This window comes from Haladaptatus sp. ZSTT2, assembly GCF_037081775.1.
Lineage (GTDB): Archaea > Halobacteriota > Halobacteria > Halobacteriales > Halococcaceae > QDMS2.
Window position 1 is genome coordinate 1341174 of record NZ_JBAMHQ010000001.1, and the last position, 17107, is coordinate 1358280.

16 protein-coding genes are annotated in these 17107 nt (G+C 61.4%); 9 read left to right on the forward strand and 7 right to left on the reverse strand.

Annotated features, from left to right (window positions below):
* Positions 1–37: 37 nt before the first annotated feature.
* From V5N13_RS07380 to V5N13_RS07390, 3 genes are all read left to right on the forward strand, one after another.
* Positions 38–283 carry a hypothetical protein gene (locus V5N13_RS07380; protein ID WP_336360235.1) on the forward strand — a complete coding sequence of 82 codons (246 nt, stop codon included), beginning with the start codon at positions 38–40 and terminating at the stop codon, positions 281–283.
* 39 nt (positions 284–322) lie between these two features.
* Positions 323–1006, forward strand: coding sequence for a haloacid dehalogenase type II (locus V5N13_RS07385; RefSeq protein WP_336360236.1), 684 nt, complete (start codon positions 323–325; stop codon positions 1004–1006).
* Positions 1007–1223: 217 nt separating this feature from the next.
* The gene (locus V5N13_RS07390) at positions 1224–2189 is read left to right on the forward strand and encodes a DUF5787 family protein (RefSeq protein ID WP_336360237.1); all 966 of its coding nucleotides are present in this window, start codon (positions 1224–1226) and stop codon (positions 2187–2189) included.
* Here the strand turns inward: V5N13_RS07390 and V5N13_RS07395 are convergent.
* Positions 2184–3008 (reverse strand): MBL fold metallo-hydrolase, encoded by an 825-nt coding sequence (locus V5N13_RS07395; protein ID WP_336360238.1) that lies wholly within the window; start codon positions 3006–3008, stop codon positions 2184–2186. The genes V5N13_RS07390 and V5N13_RS07395 overlap by 6 nt on opposite strands.
* Positions 3008–4378: an ATP-binding protein gene (locus V5N13_RS07400; protein WP_336360239.1), complete on the reverse strand. Its 1371-nt coding sequence runs from the start codon at positions 4376–4378 to the stop codon at positions 3008–3010. The genes V5N13_RS07395 and V5N13_RS07400 overlap by 1 nt, the downstream gene beginning before the upstream one ends.
* 117 nt (positions 4379–4495) lie before the next feature.
* Here V5N13_RS07400 and V5N13_RS07405 point away from each other — a divergent pair, with 117 nt between their 5' ends.
* The 4 genes from V5N13_RS07405 to V5N13_RS07420 all read left to right on the forward strand — a co-directional run bounded on the left by V5N13_RS07405 (position 4496) and on the right by V5N13_RS07420 (position 9159).
* On the forward strand, positions 4496–5632 hold the full coding sequence (locus V5N13_RS07405; protein ID WP_336360240.1) for a thiolase family protein: 1137 nt from the start codon (positions 4496–4498) through the stop codon (positions 5630–5632).
* Positions 5633–6024: 392 nt separating this feature from the next.
* Complete coding sequence (locus V5N13_RS07410; RefSeq protein ID WP_336360241.1) at positions 6025–7263, forward strand: RNA-guided endonuclease InsQ/TnpB family protein; 1239 nt, start codon at positions 6025–6027, stop codon at positions 7261–7263.
* A gap of 212 nt (positions 7264–7475) precedes the next feature.
* Positions 7476–8090 carry a molybdenum cofactor guanylyltransferase gene (locus V5N13_RS07415; protein WP_336360242.1) on the forward strand — a complete coding sequence of 205 codons (615 nt, stop codon included), beginning with the start codon at positions 7476–7478 and terminating at the stop codon, positions 8088–8090.
* A gap of 46 nt (positions 8091–8136) precedes the next feature.
* Positions 8137–9159 carry a BtrH N-terminal domain-containing protein gene (locus tag V5N13_RS07420; protein ID WP_336360243.1) on the forward strand — a complete coding sequence of 341 codons (1023 nt, stop codon included), beginning with the start codon at positions 8137–8139 and terminating at the stop codon, positions 9157–9159.
* Positions 9160–9184: 25 nt separating this feature from the next.
* On the opposite strand, the gene V5N13_RS07425 is transcribed toward V5N13_RS07420, so the two are convergent.
* Both V5N13_RS07425 and V5N13_RS07430 read right to left on the reverse strand, forming a co-directional pair.
* A complete protein-coding gene (locus tag V5N13_RS07425) occupies positions 9185–11047 on the reverse strand; it encodes a cation:proton antiporter domain-containing protein (protein WP_332897271.1) in 1863 nt (620 codons plus the stop codon).
* A gap of 149 nt (positions 11048–11196) precedes the next feature.
* Entirely contained in the window at positions 11197–12105 is a 909-nt protein-coding gene (locus V5N13_RS07430; RefSeq protein WP_336360244.1) for an MBL fold metallo-hydrolase, read from the reverse strand.
* Positions 12106–12191: 86 nt separating this feature from the next.
* Here V5N13_RS07430 and serS point away from each other — a divergent pair, with 86 nt between their 5' ends.
* The gene (serS, locus tag V5N13_RS07435; RefSeq protein WP_336360245.1) at positions 12192–13553 is read left to right on the forward strand and encodes a serine--tRNA ligase; all 1362 of its coding nucleotides are present in this window, start codon (positions 12192–12194) and stop codon (positions 13551–13553) included.
* Between the two features lie 42 nt (positions 13554–13595).
* Complete coding sequence (locus V5N13_RS07440; protein ID WP_336360246.1) at positions 13596–13775, forward strand: hypothetical protein; 180 nt, start codon at positions 13596–13598, stop codon at positions 13773–13775.
* A gap of 18 nt (positions 13776–13793) precedes the next feature.
* Here V5N13_RS07440 and V5N13_RS07445 read toward each other — a convergent pair whose 3' ends face one another.
* From V5N13_RS07445 to V5N13_RS07455, 3 genes are all read right to left on the reverse strand, one after another.
* Positions 13794–15551 carry an alkaline phosphatase PhoX gene (locus tag V5N13_RS07445; protein WP_336360247.1) on the reverse strand — a complete coding sequence of 586 codons (1758 nt, stop codon included), beginning with the start codon at positions 15549–15551 and terminating at the stop codon, positions 13794–13796.
* Between the two features lie 94 nt (positions 15552–15645).
* The gene (locus V5N13_RS07450) at positions 15646–15993 is read right to left on the reverse strand and encodes a nuclear transport factor 2 family protein (protein WP_336360248.1); all 348 of its coding nucleotides are present in this window, start codon (positions 15991–15993) and stop codon (positions 15646–15648) included.
* Between the two features lie 120 nt (positions 15994–16113).
* Positions 16114–17055 (reverse strand): branched-chain amino acid transaminase, encoded by a 942-nt coding sequence (locus V5N13_RS07455; RefSeq protein WP_336360249.1) that lies wholly within the window; start codon positions 17053–17055, stop codon positions 16114–16116.
* Between the last annotated feature and the right edge of the window lie 52 nt (positions 17056–17107).

Here is a 17107-nt window from a genome sequence, read left to right on the forward strand (position 1 = left end):
TCGCAGAGTGCCTCTACTCACCTGAGGAAAAAGACCCATGGCCGCATCCAACCCACAGCTGTCATCCGCGACCCGACTTGCACCGAGAACGCCCGCAGACGCTGCTGTGGACGCGGCGGTCATGCTGTTCCTTGTGGCCCTCGCGTTCGCGGCACTCGTCGCGGTCGCTGTGGTCGCCACAGCCCTCCTGCCTGCACCGGCACTGTTCGTGTTGCTGTGGGTTGGCGGCGTCGCTGGCCTCTTTGCACTCCCGTTGGCCGTGGGCTCGTTCCTCGCTCAATAAGGGAAAACAGTTCTGTGGCCCGGCCTGCAATGCACTGACATGGCATTCGACGCAGCCCGAGTCACGACCGTTACCTTCGATTCGTACAGCACCATCGTCGACGTAGACGCCGCAGAGCAGGCGCTCGCAGACCGCGTGTCTGACCCCGAACCCGTCTCGAAGCTCTGGCGAGCGCGCTCGATTGAGTACACCATGGTGGCGAACTTCGTTGACGCCTACCAGCCCTTCTATGAGATGAACCGCGACGCCCTCCAGTACGCGCTGGACGCCCACGGCGTCGATATGTCTACCGACGAGCGCGATGAGATTCTCGCCGTCTACCACGAACTCGACGTGTTCGACGACGTGCGCGACGGCATCCAGCGCCTGCGCGACGGCGGATACGACTGCTACGTCGTCTCGAATGGAAACCCCGAGATGCTCGCCTCGATGGTCTCCCACGCCGATATCGGTGACCTGCTTTCTGATACGATTTCCGCCCACGAAGTCAAGACGTTCAAACCCGACGCCGAAATCTACCGCCACGCCGCCGGGCGGACGGGAACCCCAATCAAGGAAATCGCCCACGTTTCTGCTGGGTGGTTCGACGTGATGGGCGCACAACACGCCGGGATGCAGGGCGTCTGGGTTGACCGGAAGGGCACGCCCTACGAAACCTTCGGCGGCGACCCCGACCTGACGATTGAGACCTTCTACGAACTGGCCGAGGAGCTGGGGGTCTAGACGACCAACCAACCGCCACGGGGTGGGACTGAAAGGGGCCAGCGGTTCGGGGAACCCCGGTGCCGCAAGCACCGCAGGCCGGAGGCCGAGGAGCGCAGCGCGTACCGCGGGAGCCGAACCGCTGGGGGCTTTCAAGGTTGTAGAAGCAATGTTGTCTGCGGTTTCAGAACCCACCTCTAGCACGAGATTTTTCCCGACTCACCTCCTCTCTCCATCCATGTCCGAATTCGCGTTCGAGGTGGCCCTCTGTGCCCTCCTTGAGCGCGAGCGAGACGAGATTATCGCCCGCCAGCTCGGCGCAAGCGTCCACGGGCGGCGCATCATGGACATCGTCTGTGTCGAACCCGGCCCCGAGTTCGCAAAACGGGCGGCCATCACGCCCCACGAGATTCCCGACGCGGCCATCGAGAGTCGCGCGGGAGTCGGGCAAGCCCGCTATTACCGAAACTGCTTCGACATGCACCCAGACCGGGCGCGAAGCGTCACCGAACGCGCCATCGAGATTGGGTTTTTCGAGCGCGTCCGCCAGGGGTCGCGCCTCTACGTCCGGCAGACGGCGCGGTATCCCGAGAACTGGTTCGACAAGCTCGTCGGCATCGAGAACAAACCCGACCTCGCCGTGCCGGGTGACTTAGAACTCCAGTTGCGCAAAGACGTGTCCCTCGGCGTGTTCGACGAGGTGATTCTCGCCACCGAATCCTACGTCACCGGCGCGCATCTGAACCGCATCCCTGACGAAGTGGGTGTGTGGCGGTTTCGACCCGAAACAGGGGGCCTCGAAGTCGTCCAGGAGCCAACGGCACTCGACCCCGCCGCACCGGGTGTCGATATCGTGGATGCGTATGCTGGGCGAACCGACATGCGGGTTGCGACGGCGGGTGAAAAGGCGCGACTCCGTCGCCGAATGGCCGAGCGCGCGTATGGCAAGGGCTGGCGAAGTTTCGACTTGCCACCGTGCGTCCATGGGGTAGCAAAAACGGTCGCCGGGGCCGATGGCATCCCCTACTGCGAGTGGAAAGAGGCAGTGGTGAATCCGGCAGAAGAATGCGGCCCGGCGTGTCCGGGCTACGAACCCGCAGACCCGCCGGAGATCGACATCGAAGCCGTCCGCGACAGGCGGACACCGTGGGTCGCAAATCCAAAAGGCCCGCGCACCCAGAGCGGCCTTGACCGGTTTCTATAGCTGATAGCGCTCGCCGTCGATAGCGAGCGGGTCTTCGAATGCCTCTTCGACGGGGTAGTAGTGGGCGATGTGGACGAGGCGGGTGAGTTCTGCGTTCAACTCGTTGCCGAGAGCAATCGCCCCTTCGCGGGTCATGTGTTTCGACCCGAAGGTGCGCGGATTCCCGTCGTCGTCGTGGTGGTCGCCGCCAGCCGGGTGGTGTTCTGAGAGGTGGCCGGGGACGATGCCGTCTGCAAGTAAGAGGTCGGGGTCGGCGAGCAACTCACGGGACTGTGTGGGCATATCAAAGCTCGTATCACCGGAAATCGAGAGTTTCGCGCCGGTCTTCGGGTCTTCGACGACGACACCATAACAGAGCAGCGGCGGGTGGTCAACCGGGACGAACGTCACGTCGAACCCACAGAGACGCTGGGTCTCGAAGGGCAGAACGTCGTGAACGGTGACGGCGCGCAGGTAGTCGAACTTCTGTCGAATCGTCTCGGCGACGCTCTCGCCGGTGACGGGGTCTATCTCCGCACCCGCGTACACCGGCAGGTCAGAGAGGAGGCGATAGGCGTTCCCGAGCCCGTCGACGTGGTCGAAGTGGATGTGGGTGATAAGCGCCACGTCCGGGAGCGGGAGGTCGTTCGTGAGAAACTGGTGGCGAAAGTCCGGACTCACGTCTACGAGCAGGGTTTCGTCGGTGCGTTCGTTGTAAACGTGCACGGAAAAGCGACTGCGGTGGACGCCGCGCTCCCGGGCCTCCTCGCAGGTATCACAGCCACAGTTCGGGGTGGGCGTCCCCGTCGTGTCGCCGGTGCCAAGGAGCGTGACCTGCATCAGTCGTGACTGTGGTCGTGATCGTGGTCGTGATCGTGGTCGTGGTCGTGGCCTGAATCGGACCCGCCGGGCATGTCGCTGCCGCCCGCGATGAGCGCGTCGTGGTCGCCGTTCATCATGTCTAAGTCTTTCAGCGTGTCGCGCTCCTCGAAGTCGGTGATGGCGTCTAAGAGGTCTTGTTGGGTAAGCACCATTCGCTCTTCGGTCAGCGCTTCGAGCACGGCTTCGCGCATCACGAGCCGGAGGTCGCTCCCGGTGAGACCCTCGGTGAGTTCTGCGACCTCGTCCGGGTCGAAGTCCACAATCTCCATGTTGCGAGTGATGAGCCAGAGGATGTCAGAACGCATCTGCCGGTCTGGTTTCGGGAAGTTCACAATCTCGTCGAAGCGCCGCCACGCCGCCGCGTCGAGTTGGTCTGGGTGGTTCGTCGCGCCAATGAGGAGCACGTCGTCTTGAATCAGGCTGATGTTGTCGATGGACTTGAGCAGGGTGTTCACCGCACGCTTGATGGCGGCGTGCTCGTCCGACGCCCGCGTTTTCGCGACGAAGTCGAACTCGTCCATGAACAAGACACACGGCGAGAGGCGCTTTGCCACCTCGAACGTTTTCTCGACGTTTTTGGCCGTCTCACCGAGGTACTGGCTCGTAATCATCGAGAGTTTGACCTCGACAAAGGGCAGGTCGAGTTCGTGGGCGAGCGCGCGCGCCGTCGTCGTCTTCCCGGTTCCCGGTGGCCCGACGTAGAGGAGCTTTCCGATTTCGCGGAGGCCGATTTGGGCGAGGTAATCGCGGTGCTCGATGGCCTTCATAATCTTCAGAATCTCGCCTTCCTGGTCTGCGGTGAGGACGAGGTCATCGAGACTCATGTCGATTTCCTCGGGCGCGAGGATGTCCACGAGGTCGAGCATCTCCTCTTCTTCCTCGCTCTCAAAGTACTCCTCTAAGAGGCTGTCAATCCAGACGCGGTCTGCGCGCAGGGGACGGTTCTGTGCCCGGGAGTGTTCGTAATCGAGGTCCTCGACCTCGTCTTCGAACGTGGCGGCGAGGGTGGGGACTTCCATGATGCGCTCTGGCCCGGCGCGGTCGAGATACCACTGCTTTGCGAGGTCGATTTCGGTGAGCTTGATGACCTGATTGAAGTCATCAAAGTCAGTGAACATCAGACCCGAGACCGCCTCCCACGGGTGTTCGACGCCGGTGGCCGCGGCGGCCTTTTTCAGGGTCGACGGAAGCGGGCGCTCGATACCCTCCTCACCCCAGAAAACCCGGCGATAGCGGGGTGGCAGGTCGTTCTCGTCGCGGTCGCGGTCTTGGTTGTAGAGATGTGTCGTCAACAAGAACTCAACGACGGAAAGCTCCGGGCTGCTCATTCTCGGGGGATTAAGGGGGCGAGTGGCATAAGACCGTCGAACGGCCTCAATAAACTCAGCACACTCGCACTGTGGGTTCGCGTGCCTTTAACAAACACCAAGCCCCTACGTACTCACATGGCAGACACCACTCCCGTCATCGTACAGGCGCTGAGAACCCCGCAAGGGAAAGACGGTGGCGTGTTCGCAGACGTCCGCGCAGAAGACCTCTCGATTCCACTCATAAACGAGATTCTCGCGCGAACGAATCTCGGTGGCGACGAGATTGACGACCTCATGTGGGGCTGTGCCCAACAGCGCGGCGAGCAGGGCAACAACATGGCGCGCGTCATCGCCCTGCTCTCGGAGCTCGGCGAATCCGTCCCGGCGACGACCATCAACCGCTGGTGTGCGTCCTCGATGCAGGCGGTCATCTCCGCCTCCGACGCCATCCGCGCCGGCCAACGCGATGCCATCATCGCAGGCGGCGTCGAGAACATGTCCCGCGTCCCGATGGGCGGCAACACGCACAACACCCATCCGCGGATGAACGACCTGTACAACGTCGCAGAACTCGACATGGGTATGACCGCAGAGAAGGTCGCAGAGGAGTACGACATCACCCGCGAGATGCAAGACGAGTTCGCCGCCCGCAGCCAGCAACGGGCCGTCGAAGCCACCGAATCCGGCCGCTTCGAAGACGAAATCGTCCCCATCGACAACGGCGAGGAGAAGATCACGAAAGACGAAGGCCTCCGCCCGGGGACGACCGCCGAAAAGCTCGCCGGACTCCCCACCGTGTTCAAGGCAGACGGTACGGTCACGCCGGGGAACGCCTCCCAGATTTCAGACGGTGCGTCCGCCTTGCTCATCACTTCGAAGGCGTTCGCAGACGAACACGACTTAGACATCCTCGCGGAGGTCGGCAACAACAACGTCGCGGGCGTTGACCCGACCGTGATGGGCATCGGTCCCGTCCCCGCAACGCGCGGCCTGCTCGAACGCTCCGGACGCGACATCGACGAGTACGACCTCGTCGAAATCAACGAAGCGTTCGCAAGCCAGTGTGTCTACTCCGCAAACGAACTCGGCATCGACCAGGACATCCTCAACGTGAACGGCGGCGCAATCGCCATCGGGCACCCGCTTGGGGCGAGTGGCGCACGGCTCCCGGTCACCCTCATCCACGAGATGATAAAACAGGACGTAGACCTCGGCCTCGCCACCCTCTGTGTCGGCTTCGGTCAGGGTGCGGCCATCGAGTTCAGCCGGTAGAGCCACACCGACCGCCGCGCTCGAATATTTTTCTGCGCTCGACACCGCCAACCTGTGTGCCGAGCATGCGCGTGTTCACGTATCGCGGGCCACCACGCACGTCGCGCCACCGAACGAAATCCCCACGTTCGGCCAGAAAAGCGCGGTGAAACTGAACAGAATATGTGATAAAACAGTATCATCGCCATTGTAAACCGAACGTGCGTCGGCAAACCCAAGGTATAATTTTAGATAGGAAATGATTATCGTTTTATTCTGTAACAGGCTAAGACCCCATCCTCAAGGAGCGACCGCAGGGAGCGAGTAGGGTGGGGATACAGCCGTACACAATTTCCACAACTACCATGCGAAAGATAGTCACCCTCATATAGAATTACATCTTAGAAAACAGTGTGATAACCTACAAGTATCGGCTCCATCCCACCGATGAGATGGCCGACTCGTTGCTCTCGCAACTTGATACTTGTAGGCAACTCTACAACCATACCCGATACTCCTACACGGTCGCACCAGATGACGACAAACCCTCTGATGTTGACCAGAAAAACCAACTTCCCGCCTTGAAGAAACAGTGGACTGACCTCAAAACCGTCCACTCGAAAGTTTTGCAAGAGACAGTTGAACGGTTCTACCGCAACCTCTCAAACCTCAGCAAGACAAAGCAAAGCGGAAACCGTGTTGGGTGGTTAAAGTGGCAACGACCACGAGAGTATCGCTCGATGACCTTCGTCCAATCAGGCTTCGAACTCAATCACACGAGTGGCCACGACGAACCATCGACGCTGTGGTTGTCGAAGATTGGGCATGTCCCAATCACGTATCACCGACCAATTCCAAGCGGAGAAATCAAACGAATCACCGTCAAGCACACGCCCGCCGACGAGTGGTATGCGTGCGTGATGATAGACGAAGCCGCTGAACCACCAGAGAAACCTGCTGTCGATGAGATTCCAGCAGAGGAAATGGTAGGTATCGACGTAGGCATCCTCTCGTACACACACGACACAACTGGTCTTTCAGTCAGCAGTCTCGATGTGTCGGAGACGCAAGAGCGATTGGAGCGAGAACAACGCTCGTTGTCTCGGAAACAACACGGCTCGAACAATTACGAGAAACAACGAGTGAAAGTGGCGAAGATGCATTCTCGGTTGAAGCGCCAACGCCACGACTTCTTGCACAAACTGTCTCGATACTACGTGGAGAACTATTCGTTCATTGCCGTCGAAGACTTGAACGTTGCCGGGTTGATGACCCAAGACCGCAACAGTCGTAACACGGCCCATGCGTCGTGGAGGACGTTCCTCGATATGCTTGCGTACAAAGCTAAGCGAGCGGGTGTTCACGTCGTGCAAGTAGACCCGAAAGATACGACCAAAGCCTGTTCTGCTTGTGGCGTGAAAACCAAGAAGCCGCTCTGGGTTCGAGAACACTCATGCCCGTCCTGTGGGTTCACGGCTGACCGTGATTGGAATGCATCGGTGAATATTCTGAACAAGGCTCTTTCTCAAGTAGGAGTGGGATACTCCGAATCAACGCCTGTGGAGACTGCCCTCCCTGTGGATACCACTTCGGTGTCTGCAAAGGGTGTCGTAGAAGCAGGAAGCCCCGTCCTCAACGCACGTAGTGCGTAGGGCGGGGTAGTTCACTGCTGGCGTCAGTCACACTCTTTCGTGCAATACTATCGTTGCGTCAACCTATTCGCCTATTTGTTTGACAAATGTATGTTTCTTAAAGGTGCGGGTGAGGGTCAGTGAACGGCCCTGCTGTTGGGTGGGGTGGGGGCGATGTCCAGCCGGGTGAATGTGACGGTGTCACGGTGACCGATGACTGAGAGGCAGGTGTGATGAAACCGGACACGGGGCGTGCCGGAATCATCCTTGCAGGAGGTCGATCGAAACGGTTCGACCAGCGAGACAAAGCGACGGCAACCCTCGACGGCACGCCGCTCGTCTGCTACGTCGTAGAGGCGCTTGCCCCCGTAGTTGACGAGGTTATCATCAACTGCAGACGACCACAACGCGATGCGATCGCGGCGGCGATAGGCGACCAGCCCGTCCAGTTTGCAGAAGACCGGATTCCAGACCGCGGCCCCGTCGCGGGACTGCAGACCGGGCTGCACGCGACGACGGCGAAGTACGCGGCGGTCGTTGCCTGTGATATGCCCTTTGTCGCCGCCGGATTCTTGAACTTCCTGTTCGCGCGGGCGAACCACCGGACGGGGGCGGTGGCCAGAGTACGCGGACGCATCACCCCCCTCCCTGCGGTCGTCCACGTCCGGGCGGCACAAGCCGCCTGCACACAGGCGCTCACCGAACGCGACGGGCGACTGGACGACCTCATCGTCCTGCTCGACCCGGAGGTGGTCTCAGAGCAAACCGCCACCGCTCACGCCGGACCGGATGCCTTCTGGAACATCGACACACGGGCGGACTTACTGGGGGCGAGCGAGCGGGTCTGACCGCCGGCGTCACAATCGTTATCGCCCGCGCTCTCGAAGCGCCGCTATGCACCTTTCGGGCTACGCCCACGAACCCGGACGCCACTGTGGGTCGACCTCGCTTCGCAATCTCTCGTCCTACTACGACTGGGGCCTTTCTGAAGCCGAAAGCTTCGGTCTCGCTTCGGGACTCGGCTTTACCTACCTCCACATCTCTGACTCACCCTACCGCATCTTTCTCGGCCGCCCCCTCTGGATGGAGTCGGCGTTTTTCGCCAATTGCGACATCCCGCACATCGAACGCGAGGGACAAGAAAAAGCCGACGCGTGGGACGCCGTCGAAACCGCCATCGACGCCGACAAGCCGGTCATGGCGTTTGTCGATTTGTTCTATCTCGAGTATTACGGCACGGACACCCACTTTGCGCCCCACATCGTCCTCCTCGTGGGATACGACGAGGAGTCGGTGACGATTTCCGATAGTGAGTTCAGCGAGGTGCAAACCGTCTCCCGCGAGGATTTCGAGCAGGCGTGGACCTCGCAGGCGATGGTGCCCCTCTCCCGGCGGTACATCGTCGTCACCGACCCCGAACCACGCGCCTCACTGGAAGACGCAGGGCGGCACGCAATCCAGACCACGGTTGCGTACATGCAAAACCCAGACACCTCGCCGTGGCCCCTCGGTGACGTTTCCGCGACCCACGGACTCGCCGGGATTCACGAGTTCGCCGCAGAACTCCCCGAATTCACAGCCCTCGGGGAGTTGGCCGAAGTCACGTGGACGGCGCGCTTTGCCTACCAGATGGTTGAGCGCCGGGGAACCGGTGGCGGGTCGTTCAGACGGCTCTACGCCGGATTTCTCGACTCGGTGGCCGACGTACTCCCTGAAATCTCCACCAGTCACGGCGAGCGAATGCACGAGATTGCCGACGACTGGACGGCGGTTGGCGCTAAGTTCAAAACCGCGAGCAGGGCAGAGAACGAGGCTGAGTTGCGCGAGCAGTTTGGTGAGATTAGCGACGACGTTGCCGACCTCGCCGCGAAAGAAGACGCGCTCATCGCAGCCCTCTCCGACGCACTCTCGGAGTGAGGAAAGGCAGAGAAAAACCGCCGATTCAGTCGTGCGGGTGGAACGTCTTGAGCGCCTGGCGAACGGACTCTTTGCGCCCGAGCAGCGTGACGTGGTCGCCGTTTTGGAGGGTGAAGTCCTCATCTGGCATCTGGTTTTTCCCGTCACGGCTCACGAGTGCGATGAGGACGCCGTCGGGGAGTTCGACGTCGATTTCGCCGATGGTCTTGCCCACGAGGTCCTCTGCCGTGACTTCGGTCTCTTGGACGTCGCCAGAGCGCCCGATTTCGGTCATCCAGTTCGAGAGCGCGGGCCGCTCGATGAGGTTGTCGAGGGCGTAGGCGGTTGCGAGCGCCGAAGAGATGGTGCGCACGCCGAGTTCCTCGAACGCATCGACGTTGTCGGGGTTGTTTGCCCGCGCCATGATGCGGTCGATGCCGAACTTCGAACTCGCCAGTTGCGAGACGAGCAGGTTCACGTCGTCGTCGCCGGTGGCGGCGACGATGGTTTTGGCGTTGTCCGCCCCCGCAGAGCGCAACACGTCCGTGTCGGTGCCGTCGCCGTTGTGGACGGTATAGCCCGCGTCGCGGGCTATTTGGAGCACCGAGCTGTCTTGTTCGATAATCACTACATTCTCGCCACGGTCGACAAGGCGTTCGGCGAGCGCGCGGCCCACCTTTCCGCCGCCGACGATAATTACGCGCATTGGAATCACGTCCAGATATTCTGCGATGTACCGAGCGAAGCCACCCTCGAACACAACGGTCATGAGGATGACCAGAAACACCGTGCCGACAAGCACGGTCGCCGCCTCGTCTAAGCCCTGTGCCTGCAGTTCAACGGCGAACAGCGTCGCCACGGAGGCGGGGATAATCCCGCGCGGGCCGACGAAGCTCATGAACAACTTTTCGCCCTGCGTAAAGCGGTCACCTCGCGTCGAGACGAACACGAGTATCGGGCGGATGATGAGCGCGACGGCGAACACGACGACGAGGCCGCGCACCCCGAGTCCGAGCAGCGTCTCGAAGTCGAGCAGCGCCGCGAGGGCGATGAACACGAACGACAACACGAGCAGCGTGATGTCGCCTTTGAACTCGGAGATTTGCTCCTCGTAGGGCACGTCCGTGTTGCCGAGGAGGATGCCCGCGGTCGCGACCGCCGCGATGCCCGCCTCTGTGCGGACGGCGTCCGCGGCGGCGAAGGCCACGAGTGCCCCCGCGAGCGTGAGCAGCCGGGCGTTTTGTGGGGCGTTCGCGGGAGAGAGGTCGACGTACCGGAGCAGGTACCAGAGCACCGCGGCGACCACCGCACCGACGATCATCCCGACACCGAGGCGTTCGATGAACAGTTGCACGAATTCGAACGGCGTTGCATCGCCGACGAGGAGAATCTCGAAGACGACGACCGCGATGATGGCCGCCGTCACGTCGTTTACAATGCCTTCGGTTTCGAGCGCCGTCGCCACGCGGTCGCGGACGGGGACGACGACGAGAATTGGGGCGATGACCGTCGGCCCGGTTGCGACCAACAGCGCGCCGACGAGTGCGGCGACCGTCCACGACACGCCGAGGGCGACGTGGACGATGGCCGCGGTTCCGGCGAGGGCGATGGCCGCCCCGACGGTGACGAGGCGAATGGTCGCGGCCGGAGCCTCCCGGAGGTTGTTAATCCGTAGGTGAAACGCCCCCTCGAAGACGATGATGGCCACGGAGAGGCCGACAATCGTCGAGAGGCCACTGCCGAACGATTCGCGGGTGACGAAGCCGAGTCCCTCCGGCCCGAGGAGGATTCCCGAGGCGATGAGGAAGATGATACTCGGCACCCGGAATCGATCTGCGAGCACCTGCGCGCCGACGCCGATGCCGATGATTGCGGCGACGAGCGGAATCAACGAGCCGCCTTCTGCCACAGTGTTTCCTCCATTAGTCGCGGTAACGGACGGACGAGTGATAAGGGCACCTCTTCGCGTGGCCACTAATCGGCAGACATCGCCGCTACATTGGTCTCAGCACGCGCCAAAATCAGATGATATGTTTCCGAACCATCTGTTATCCGGGCCTACGCGTCGCGCGAAAGCGCCACCAACACGCCGGTGACGTTCATCGAAATCTCGTCGCGGGCCTTGCGTTCGCCCCAGAGTTCATCGAGGTCGGTGGTTTCGAGGAAGTGGTCGATGACCGCCTCATCATCGCCAAGGTCGGCTTTCGCGGCGGACACGTCATCGACCCACTCGGTGAGGACGTTCGCGTAGGTCTGGAGCCGGTCGTCGGTCGGCGCCGGACCGAAGTGGGCGTAGAGCAGCGTCGATGGCTGGAGGGCGTCGATGAGCTTCACGTCCGCGAGACACTGCGCTAAGTCGAAGTTCGGCGGCGGCGAGGTGACGAGCACGCAGTCTGCGTCCTGATGGTAGATGCCTGCGGCGTCGGCCGTGAACACGGCGTCGTTTCGTGGGTCGTGAAAGACGACCTGGTGGGGGGCGTGGCCGGGGGCGTGATGGACGCCGAGAGTGTGGTTCCCGAGGTCGATAACGTCGCCGTCGGTGAGTTCGAGGATGCGGTTTTCGGGAACCGGTTTCGGTTCTGCGTAGAACTCCCACGCGTCACCGACGGCCATTTTGGTGCCTTCGACGAGTCGAGAGGGGTCAACGAGGTGGCGCGCGCCAATTTTGTGGATGCCGACCGTCGCGTTCGGGAGGGCGTCTGCGAGGTAGCCCGCGCCGCCCGCGTGGTCTAAGTGGACGTGGGTCGGCAGGATATATTCGACATCCTCGCGGGCGATGTCGAGTTCTGCGAGGGCGTCTAAGATGTTCTCATAGCGCGTGCCGATGCCGGTGTCGATGATGGCGGGATTGTCGGCGTCGAGGATGTAGACCGCGCCGTACTGGGGTGTGTCGTACATCCCCGTGTCGATATAGTAGAGGTCAGAACAGTTGCCGGTCGTCACTTCGTAAACGTCACCAATTCCCATACGCGACCCACGGGCCGGAAAAGAAAAAGCTCTCGGGGGTGAGAGCGACACGGTTTTGCCCCGGCGTCGTGAACCCTCGGCCACGAATGCTTGGGAGGCGATACCTTCGTGAGCACGCAAAAGAGGTCAGCGACGCCCTTGCCGCACGCGGGATGGCGAACGACGTGGACCTCGACTACGTGCTTGATTTAGACGAGCAGTGGCGCGACCTGAAAAGCCGCGGGGACGACCTGCGACACGAGCGCAACGAGGTGTCCAGTCAGATTGGCCAGCTCAAGCGCGAGGGACAAGAGAAGGCCGCCCAAGAGTGCATCGACCGCTCCAGCGAACTCAAAGAAGAGTTAGAGAGCATCGAGTCTGCCGCGGATGACCTCGAAGGGAGACTCGAACAAGAACTCTTAGAGTTCCCGAACGTCCCCCACGAGAGCGTCCCGGTCGGGGCCACTGAGCGAGATAACGTCGAAGAGCGCCGATGGGGCTTCGACGACCGTCGCATCCTCCCCGCCTCCATCAAACCGCACTACGAACTCGGCGAGGAGTTAGAGATTATCGACGAAGCCCGCGGCGCGAAGGTCGCTGGCTCCGGCTTCTACTTCCTCAAAGGCGACGGCGCGCGCTTAGAACACGCGCTCATCCAGTTCATGCTGGACGTCCACCGCGAGCAGGGCTACGTGGACGTGATGCCGCCGATTCCCGTCTCCAGTGAGTCGATGACCGGTACGGGCCAACTCCCGAAGTTCGCAGACGACGCCTACAAACTCGAAGGCGAAGACCTCTGGCTCTGCCCGACGGCGGAGGTGCCCGTCACCAACATGTACCGAGACGAGATTCTCCTTGACGAGGACCTCCCGCTCAAACATCAGGCCTTCACGCCGAATTTCCGGCGGGAAGCCGGTGAACACGGGACGGAAACCCGCGGCATCGTCCGCGTCCACCAGTTCAACAAAGTCGAGTTGGTGAACTTCGTCCGCCCAGAAGAGAGCTACGACCGCCTAGAAGGCCTGCTCGGCGAGGCAGAAGAAGTCCTCAAACAACTCGGCCTGCCCTACCGCATCCTCTCGCTGTGTACCGGCGACCTCACCTTCGCCTCGGCGAAGACCTACGACATCGAAGTGTGGGCTCCCGGCGACGACATGGAAGACGGTCCCGAAGAAGGCGGCCGCTGGCTCGAAGTCTCTTCAGCCTCTAACTTCGAGGAGTTCCAAGCCCGCCGCGCCGGACTGCGCTACCGGCCAGAACGCCACGGCTCTGCTGAGTACCTCCACACGCTGAACGCCTCCGGCCTCGCGCTCCCGCGCGTGCTGGTCGCGGTGCTCGAATACTACCAGAACCCGGACGGCACGGTCACCGTCCCCGAAGCACTCCGCCCGTACATGGGCGGCCAAGAAGTCATCGAGGGCCACGAACCGGTCGGCGAGGCAGCCCTCGGCGCGGGCAAGCGCGACTGACGACCCCACTGCTTTTCGTTTCTCGGGACGTGCGTCACGACGATGGCTGGCGTTCGTGACGTATTCGAACTAAAATTCCTCCTCCTCGGTCTCACAGTACTCTTTGTGGCCGTCGAATACGCCACGAGCGATTCTGAACTGCTGGCGCGCCTCGCGCTGTTCTTCGCGCTCGCCTTCGTGGTTGCTGGCGCATTCGCTCACTACGCGCGTGACGCACTTTGAAAAAAGAGTGAATCGCGCCTACTCGCCGGGGTTGTAGACCCAAATCATGTTGTTGTCGTGAAGGCCGGAGTCTTCGCCGATGATGACGCGGCCGTCGTCCATCACGACCAAGTTGTCCGGGTTGGCGATGGTGTTGTCAGGGTCTTGCTCGCCGGCGAAGGTGGCGAAGCCGTCGTTCTCCTCGTTTTTCGGGTTGTGCACGCAGTCTTGACAGGCGTTATTCGCAGAGTCAGGGCTGGCGTCGTACGGACAGCCGCCACAGACGTTCGCGTTCGGGCCGCCGGTGACGACGGGTTCCATGCGCGAGACGTCGTAGTCAGCTCCGAGTCGCATCCGGTAGACCGCGCCGTATTCGTTGTCCGCGAGTTGGATCTCGCCCTCGTCGTCTGCCATCGTCTTCGTGACGGCGGACATGGCCATGTAGAGGTAGTCGCCGGGCTTGGCGTCGCGTTTGATGTTCACGCCCTCCATCTTGCGGAACTCGGCGGTTGCGCCGATGGCCTCTGCGGCCTTGCGCGATTCGAGGAAGGCAACACGGTCGTCTGCTGCCTCGCCGCGCGCCCACGCCTCGATTTCCGCGTCGGTGATGTAGGAGTTCTCACTGGCGACGTAGTCGTCTTGGGTGATGCCGTCGTACTCGGCAATCCACGTCTCGATTTCTTCGGTGCTAGCGTGGGCGAGTTCGAGCCAGTCGAGGTCGAAGCCGACTGTGTTGTAGTCGCTTCCACGGTCCTGACTGGCTTTCGCTGCGTACAGGGTGCCTGCGGTGAGATCGCCCGGCTCGTCTGCGACGAACTTGAAGAACACCGTGCCTGTGCCGTCGTCGCTCAGGTACACCGTCCGCTCGTCGGGCATGACGATGGAGTTCTCGTGAGAGAATCGGCCCATCGGCGTCAGTTTTTGGGGGGTTGGGTCATCGCTCTCTGGCTCCGTAATCTCGGTGATGTAGCCGTAGCGGTACGGATTCGGGTAGTAGCCGAGGTGGACTGCGAGGTTCTCGACGCCGGCGATATAGCCGTAGTCCGGGTTGTTCCAGTCTGCGGTGTTGTCGAAGTAGAGTTCCTCTGAAGTGAGCGGCGTGTTCCACGGTGAGACAGAGCCAAAGCAGTTGACCCACGTCCCCTCGACGCCGGAGAAATCGACGTTCATCCGGCCGACGACCTCGTAGTGGTTGCCGCGCTGTTTGAGGTGGAGTCGGGTCATCGCACCGGGACGGGCCTCCCAGTTGGTGAACAGGTAGCCCTCGCGTTCCGGTGTCTGTCCCCGGCCCGAGCGTTCCGCCACCGGGACGAAGCCGTTGAAGTCGGGGTTCATCCCTTCGGTGAGTGGTTCGCCCTCGGGCGACGTTGGAATCCCGAGCAGCTCGCCGTTCGAGAGCTTCTCACCGCCGTGGGCGAGGAACTCGTAGCTGCCGCGAGCGGTTCTGACCTGCTCGCGCTGCGATTCGTTTTTCGGGAGTTGAACGCTCTCGAAATCCCCGGGGAGGTTGTGCATGTTGAATCCGCGCAGGTGGCCAACGGCTCCCTGCTGGTATCCTTCGTGGACGTCGTTTTCCTCGGATGGGTGCTGGACGTTGAAGAACAACTGTCCGCCCGCGGTGAGAAACAGGCCGGTGATTTCCGCGCCTTTCACCGTGGTCGCAAACCGGTTGAGCGTCGGCCCATCGTCGTGGTCGTGGTGCTCGCCGCGAGCAGCCTGTGCACTCTGTGCGTAACTGCCCATGGCCGCAAGCGCGCTTGCGAGCATGAGGTTCCGTCTAGAGAAGTTGGAAGGCATCCACGGAACACTGCGGAGTTTGATACAATAATCGTTGCTATTAAATATATAGTTTAGACAATAGTGGAAATAATTAGCTGAGGGCTCAATAGTCCTATTGTTCAGTCAGGCGAGATGCCACCTGCGTGGTGTAGGTGGTGATGGCGCTGATGCGCTCTCCGCCCTCATGGATGTCTACGAATTTGAGGAGCCTCTCGTCGTCTGCATCTCTGAGCGTCCCTCGGACGGCGAGTTCCGACTCCCCCACATACACCGCCTCAATGTCGTGGCGCGTTTCGGTGAGCGGGCGCTCGTCACGCATGAACGAAATGAACGCCTCGCGGCCGCGAAGCGTCTGGTCTGGCCGGTCGTGAACGAACTCGGGGGTAAGGAGTTCTTCAAGCTGGTCGTAGGCTCCCTCGTCTACGGCGGCGTAAAAGGCGCGGGCAGCGTCCTCGTGCATGGTCGTCACTCGGGGTGCGGAACCAAAGAAGGTGTACGTTTGGCTGTAAGCCTGTGAACACTCTCGCCCGCAAAAGAGGCGAAGGGACACAACGGGTATAACCGAACGTACCGGGCGAGGTTACTGCTCGTCGACGTAGAGGAACCAGTCGTCGTGGGAGTCGGTGCGGCGTTCGACGAGGTCAAAGAAGGCACTCTGGAGTTCCTCGGTCACAGGGCCGCGCGACCCGTTGCCGATGACGACGTTATCGACCTTGCGGATAGGCGTGACTTCCGCCGCACTGCCGGTGAAGAACAGCTCGTCTGCGGTGTTGAGTTCGCCCCGGGAGATGGTCGCGTTGTCGTGGACGGTGTAGCCCTGCTCACGCGCGAGGGTGATGAGCGTGTTGCGCGTGATTCCGTCTAAGATGCTCTCTGCGAGGCCGGGCGTGAAGATTTCGCCGTCGCGGACGAGGAAGATGTTCTCGCCGGGCCCTTCTGCGACGTTGCCTTCTTTGTTGAGAACGACGGCTTCGGCGTAGCCGTTGCGGCGGGCTTCTTCGCCCGCGAGCAGGCTGTTGACGTAGAGGCCCGTCGTTTTCGCGTTGGTCGGAATCTGGCTCGAAGAGTGCTTGCGCCACGAGGAGACCATCACTTCGACGCCGTTTTCTAAGGCGTCGTCACCGAGATAGGTGCCCCACGGCCACGCGCCGATAGCCACGTCAGTTGGGCAGTTGCGCGGACTCACGCCGAGGGAGTCGTAGCCGAAGAAGGCAATCGGACGGATGTAACACGATTTGAGGTCCTGGCGTTTGAGGAGTTCGATGGTCGCGTTCGTGAGTTCCTCGCGGGAGTGTTCGATCTCCATGTTGTACGGCTTCGTGGAGTTGTAGAGACGGTCTAAGTGCTCCTCCCAGCGGAAAATCGCGGGGCCACGCTCGGTGTCGTACGAGCGCACACCCTCGAAGACGCCCGTCCCATAGTGGAGGCCGTGGGACATGACGTGAATCTTCGCGTCGTCCCAGTCGACGAACTCGCCGTTCATCCAAATCGTATCGATGTCCATGTCTGCAAAGCCACTCATACACCGAGAAATGGACGCCACCGGTATAAAGACTCAGAAACCCTCACCATCA

Bases quoted from the DNA above. Each gene is read 5' to 3' on its own strand.
- V5N13_RS07380 (WP_336360235.1), top strand. From the start codon at position 38: ATGGCCGCATCCAACCCACAGCTGTCATCCGCGACCCGACTTGCACCG.
- V5N13_RS07430 (WP_336360244.1), bottom strand. From the start codon at position 12,105: ATGGGAATTGGTGACGTTTACGAAGTGACGACCGGCAACTGTTCTGAC.
- V5N13_RS07440 (WP_336360246.1), top strand. From the start codon at position 13,596: ATGGCTGGCGTTCGTGACGTATTCGAACTAAAATTCCTCCTCCTCGGT.
- V5N13_RS07445 (WP_336360247.1), bottom strand. From the start codon at position 15,551: ATGCCTTCCAACTTCTCTAGACGGAACCTCATGCTCGCAAGCGCGCTT.
- V5N13_RS07420 (WP_336360243.1), top strand. From the start codon at position 8,137: ATGCACCTTTCGGGCTACGCCCACGAACCCGGACGCCACTGTGGGTCG.
- V5N13_RS07385 (WP_336360236.1), top strand. From the start codon at position 323: ATGGCATTCGACGCAGCCCGAGTCACGACCGTTACCTTCGATTCGTAC.
- V5N13_RS07450 (WP_336360248.1), bottom strand. From the start codon at position 15,993: ATGCACGAGGACGCTGCCCGCGCCTTTTACGCCGCCGTAGACGAGGGA.
- V5N13_RS07415 (WP_336360242.1), top strand. From the start codon at position 7,476: ATGAAACCGGACACGGGGCGTGCCGGAATCATCCTTGCAGGAGGTCGA.
- serS (WP_336360245.1), top strand. From the start codon at position 12,192: ATGCTTGGGAGGCGATACCTTCGTGAGCACGCAAAAGAGGTCAGCGAC.
- V5N13_RS07390 (WP_336360237.1), top strand. From the start codon at position 1,224: ATGTCCGAATTCGCGTTCGAGGTGGCCCTCTGTGCCCTCCTTGAGCGC.
- V5N13_RS07405 (WP_336360240.1), top strand. From the start codon at position 4,496: ATGGCAGACACCACTCCCGTCATCGTACAGGCGCTGAGAACCCCGCAA.
- V5N13_RS07395 (WP_336360238.1), bottom strand. From the start codon at position 3,008: ATGCAGGTCACGCTCCTTGGCACCGGCGACACGACGGGGACGCCCACC.
- V5N13_RS07455 (WP_336360249.1), bottom strand. From the start codon at position 17,055: ATGAGTGGCTTTGCAGACATGGACATCGATACGATTTGGATGAACGGC.
- V5N13_RS07400 (WP_336360239.1), bottom strand. From the start codon at position 4,378: ATGAGCAGCCCGGAGCTTTCCGTCGTTGAGTTCTTGTTGACGACACAT.